6 protein-coding genes are annotated in these 4,297 nt (G+C 43.3%); 1 reads left to right on the plus strand and 5 read right to left on the minus strand.

All coding sequences use genetic code 11. From position 1 onward, the window contains the following. The first annotated feature begins 158 nt into the window (after positions 1–158). Entirely contained in the window at positions 159–836 is a 678-nt protein-coding gene (locus ABYB02_RS15115; RefSeq protein WP_372763232.1) for a hypothetical protein, read from the plus strand. A gap of 216 nt (positions 837–1,052) precedes the next feature. Here ABYB02_RS15115 and nth read toward each other — a convergent pair whose 3' ends face one another. From nth to ABYB02_RS15140, 5 genes are all read right to left on the minus strand, one after another. Further along, the gene (gene nth / locus ABYB02_RS15120) at positions 1,053–1,688 is read right to left on the minus strand and encodes an endonuclease III (RefSeq protein ID WP_372763233.1); all 636 of its coding nucleotides are present in this window, start codon (positions 1,686–1,688) and stop codon (positions 1,053–1,055) included. A gap of 35 nt (positions 1,689–1,723) precedes the next feature. Next, on the minus strand, positions 1,724–2,422 hold the full coding sequence (locus ABYB02_RS15125; protein ID WP_372763234.1) for an electron transport complex subunit E: 699 nt from the start codon (positions 2,420–2,422) through the stop codon (positions 1,724–1,726). Next, entirely contained in the window at positions 2,419–3,057 is a 639-nt protein-coding gene (gene rsxG, locus ABYB02_RS15130; protein WP_372763235.1) for an electron transport complex subunit RsxG, read from the minus strand. The genes ABYB02_RS15125 and rsxG overlap by 4 nt, the downstream gene beginning before the upstream one ends. Then, positions 3,054–4,112 (minus strand): electron transport complex subunit RsxD, encoded by a 1,059-nt coding sequence (rsxD, locus tag ABYB02_RS15135; RefSeq protein ID WP_372763236.1) that lies wholly within the window; start codon positions 4,110–4,112, stop codon positions 3,054–3,056. Before rsxD ends, rsxG begins: the two co-directional genes overlap by 4 nt. Further along, a partial coding sequence (locus ABYB02_RS15140) for a hypothetical protein (protein ID WP_372763237.1) occupies positions 4,109–4,297 on the minus strand: 189 nt, incomplete at its 5' end. The genes rsxD and ABYB02_RS15140, both read right to left, overlap by 4 nt.

Here is a 4,297-nt window from a genome sequence, read left to right on the forward strand (position 1 = left end):
ACAATAATTACAGTAGGTAAAACTTCAGCTTCCTCAGGTAAAAACTGCTAACAAGTCACTCAAAAGGACAAATAACAGTTGGTTTTTGCTCCTTCGTCGCTTATTTTAACCAACTATTATTTGCCTCTTAGTGAGGCGTTATGTTCTAGGAGGAGCAATTGAAACTAGTTGGCAGTATTTTTATAGCAATTGTACTATTACCGGTCGCTCTCTATATAAATCAATTCGGCTTTGGTACTTGGGTGGAGCATACCAAATGGGCTGAAATGGGGAGTTTTTTCGGCGGTATTTTAGGGCCTATCATTACAGTTATATCGGTTACTTTTTTATACAAACAACTAAAGGAACACCAAAAACAGCAACAATATGCTCTGGACAGTCTCAAATTACAAAAAATTGAATCTGATATTGCTTTTTTCTCCTCTATTGTAAAGAAGGAGCTCGATAGGATAATCCCAACTATGGATAACCGAGTATTAAGTGATGTACTTAGTCACCATGCTGCAGAAGTATGTGCTGTTCATACTCAATATCAAGGTGAAGAAGATCCTGATTTAATTATCAAGGAGTTTGGAAGAAGGTCTTTTGATTTCTTAATTTGTTACGAAAGTTTATTTGCATCATGGAATGCAATTAATGCACAGCTACACGCCCTTCATAAATTGGATCTTGCATTAGAAATAGAAAGCTATAAGTCTCAACGAGCTAGAGTTTTTGCAAGCCTTGACAGCATTATGTGTACCCATTTAGACACCATTTCAATGACATTAGATCTGAATTATCAACCACATTTTCGGCCATCATTTGAAGATGTCAGGAATAAAACACATAAATAAAAGTGAATGGGGTCAAATCTTGACTTCAGACATTACAAAAGTGAATGGGGTCAAATCTTGACTTCAGACATTAAGAATCTTCAATGTCTGTTCATGGCACATATGGGACCACAGCATTTGACAGATCAAGTAAGGTATATTTCTCTAAAGCAATTCAAGAAACTCGACAGAGGTGCTCATTACTTTAAATGTTAAAGCAGCTATTTAGCTGCTTTGTTATTCTTCGGTTTTTTCTTTAAACTCACATAAATCTTCAATAATGCAGCTACCGCATTTAGGCTTACGTGCCACGCAGGTATACCGCCCATGCAATATAAGCCAGTGGTGTACATCGACTTTAAATTCTTTGGGGATCACTTTTTCCAGCTTTTGCTCAACCGCCACCACGTCTTTGCCCATAGCAAGCTTAGTGCGGTTAGAAACGCGAAATATATGCGTATCTACAGCAATTGTTGGCCAGCCAAAAGCAGTGTTGAGCACCACGTTAGCTGTTTTTCGACCTACACCTGGCAAGGCTTCAAGCGCTTCGCGGTTTTCTGGTACTTCGCCGTTGTGTTGCTCAACGAGTATTTGGCACATTTTATACACATTGGCGGCTTTTGAATTAAATAAACCAATGGTTTTTATATAATCGCGCAGTGTGTCGTGGCCTAAATCTAAAATGGCTTGTGGCGTGTTAGCAACCGGAAATAGCTTACGGGTGGCTTTATTTACGCCCACATCGGTGGCTTGCGCTGAAAGTGTTACCGCCACCAGTAATTCGAACGGGCTTGAATATTCAAGCTCCGTTTCTGGATGGGGATTGGCCTCGCGTAACCGCGTGAGTATTTGCAGACGTTTTTCTTTATTCATGGCTGTTAATACGCATTAAAATAATGCATTTTCTCCTACGTTAAGCTAGTAACACGAGCACGCGGCCCTTTTTCTGCCTCGGGGGACACAGTGTGTTTTGCTTGTATTTGTGCATCGATAATATTTTTTGCTGCAATCAATAAGCCTAAGCCTAAAAAGGCACCCGGCGGTAAAATAGCGAGTAAAAATTGATTATCAAAGCTAAATACCTCAATGCGTAAACTTTGCGCCCAGGGGCCAAGTAATAAATCGGCGCCATCAAATAATGTACCTTGACCAATCAGTTCACGCATCGCACCCAGAATAACCAGTACTAGCATAAACCCAAGCCCCATCATTAAACCGTCAAAGGCAGATAAGTGCACCGGGTTTTTAGACGCATACGCTTCAGCACGGCCAATTATTGCGCAGTTGGTCACAATAAGTGGAATGAAAATGCCCAAAGATTGATACAAGCCATAGGTATAAGCGTTCATTAATAACTGCACCACGGTTACAAAACCGGCGATGATCATCACAAATACCGGAATGCGAATATCTTTAGGTACCCAATTTCTTACCAGCGACACCGTTACATTTGAGCCAACCAAAACTAACAGGGTGGCCAAGCCAAGACCCAAGGCATTGGTAACCGTAGATGTAACAGCAAGCAGCGGACACAACCCTAACAATTGCACTAGGGCAGGGTTGTTAGCCCACATGCCATCTTTGTAAAGTGTTTTTATTTCACTCATTGCGATACCTCTACACACGCATTTGGTGCTGCAAATACAGCATCAAATTCATCTTTAGCGAATAACACCGCATTTTTTACCGAACCAATCACCGCGCGGGGTGTAATGGTGGCACCTGTAAACTGATCAAATTGACCACCGTCTTTTTTGACCGCCCAACGTTCATCGTCAGCACTGCGTACCGTCATGTTGTTAAATGAGCTGATCCAAGCTGACTTTCTTATTTCGACTTTATCACCTAATCCCGGGGTTTCGGCGTGCTTGGTGCTTCGCACGCCAGCAATGCGGCCGTCACTTAATACCGCAGTTAATAAGTTAATATCGCCACTGTAGCCATTTGGCGTTATATGTCTTACCACCAGCGCCACAGGCAGATTGTTTTTACGCGCGCGATATACCACTTGATCAGCATAAGGGCCTAAGCGCGGGTCGTTAATAATAACGCAATCGTGCGAAAGCTGGTTATCGTATGCGCGCGGATCAAGCACCTCGTGTAACTGAGTAGTGAGCTGTAATAACTCTTGCTCTGCTATTTTATCGGCAGTAAGCATATTGATAGTGGCGACCAGCCCGGTGGTTGCTAAGGCGAAAGTACTTAAAATAACGCCATTTTTAGCCATAGACGATAAAATCATTTTTGACCTCCGTGACCATAGGTTCGCGGTGGGGTGTAATAGTCAATCAGCGGTACGGCAATGTTCAGTAGCAACACACTAAAAGCCACGGCGTCAGGGTAACCGCCAAATGTACGGATTAAGTACACTAATAAGCCAATCGCTGCGCCATAAATTAAACGGCCTTTATTGGTGGTTGCAGCCGACACCGGATCGGTCGCAATAAAAAATGCACCCAACATGGTAGCCCCACTGAATAAATGAAATACGCTGCCAGGCTCGGTTCCTGGTGAGGCAATATAACCAATCGCGCTACACAGCGCTAAACTGCCAAGAAAGCTAGCAGGTATGTGCCAGTTAATAATTTTAGCTTTTAGTAAATAAAGTCCGCCCGCTAAAAAGCCTAAATTAACCCATACCCAGCCTAAACCAGCCCATTGATTAAACACTGGTTTTTGCATGCTTTCGGTTACCGTTAAACCGTGCGCTATATCTGTTTTAATGGTATCGAGCGGGGTGGCCATGGTTATTCCGTCAATCCCTGCGCGCATTTGCTCTAAGCTAAAGCCTAACGCAGTAAAGTCGGTAAAAATAAGGCTGAGCTGTTCCGAAATACTAATGGGGGAGTTGAGTAACTCGCTTACCGGTAGCCAAGCGGTCATTTGTACTGGAAATGAAATTAGTAATAACACATAGGCTGCCATGGCAGGGTTAAATAAATTAAATCCTAAGCCGCCATACAGTTGTTTAACAATAACGATGGCAAAAAAACAGCCAATAATCGTGATCCACCATGGCGCAAGAGGCGGAATACTGAGTGCTAATAACACACCAGTAAGCCAAGCACTGCCATCGCTTAAAGCGGGCCAAACAGGGCGTTTACGCATCAGCATGACGGCGGCTTCAAATACACTCACTGCAAGCAGCGCTAAGATGAGTTGAATAATCACGCCGGTGCCAAAAAATACAATTTGCGCAACCAACCCTGGAATACATGCCACTATAACAGTGAGCATTAATTGGGTTAACGACTTATGGCTATGATTATGCGGCGAACTGGCCATGGTTAGTTTCATGACTGATCATTTCCTTCTTGTTGTGCCTTTTTGGCTTTCGCCCGGGCGATAGCAGCTGCCACCGCTGCTTTTTTCTTGTCATCACTCGATGCAGAAGTATTGGGCTCTGCGGCTTCACTCTGCTGATCTGTGCTACTAGTCGTTGAGGATGCCTCAGCCTCTTTAGCGGCCTTTTTTGCTTTAGC

Origin of the sequence: Pseudoalteromonas sp., assembly GCF_041613455.1 — a bacterium.
In the GTDB taxonomy this organism is placed as follows: domain Bacteria; phylum Pseudomonadota; class Gammaproteobacteria; order Enterobacterales; family Alteromonadaceae; genus Pseudoalteromonas.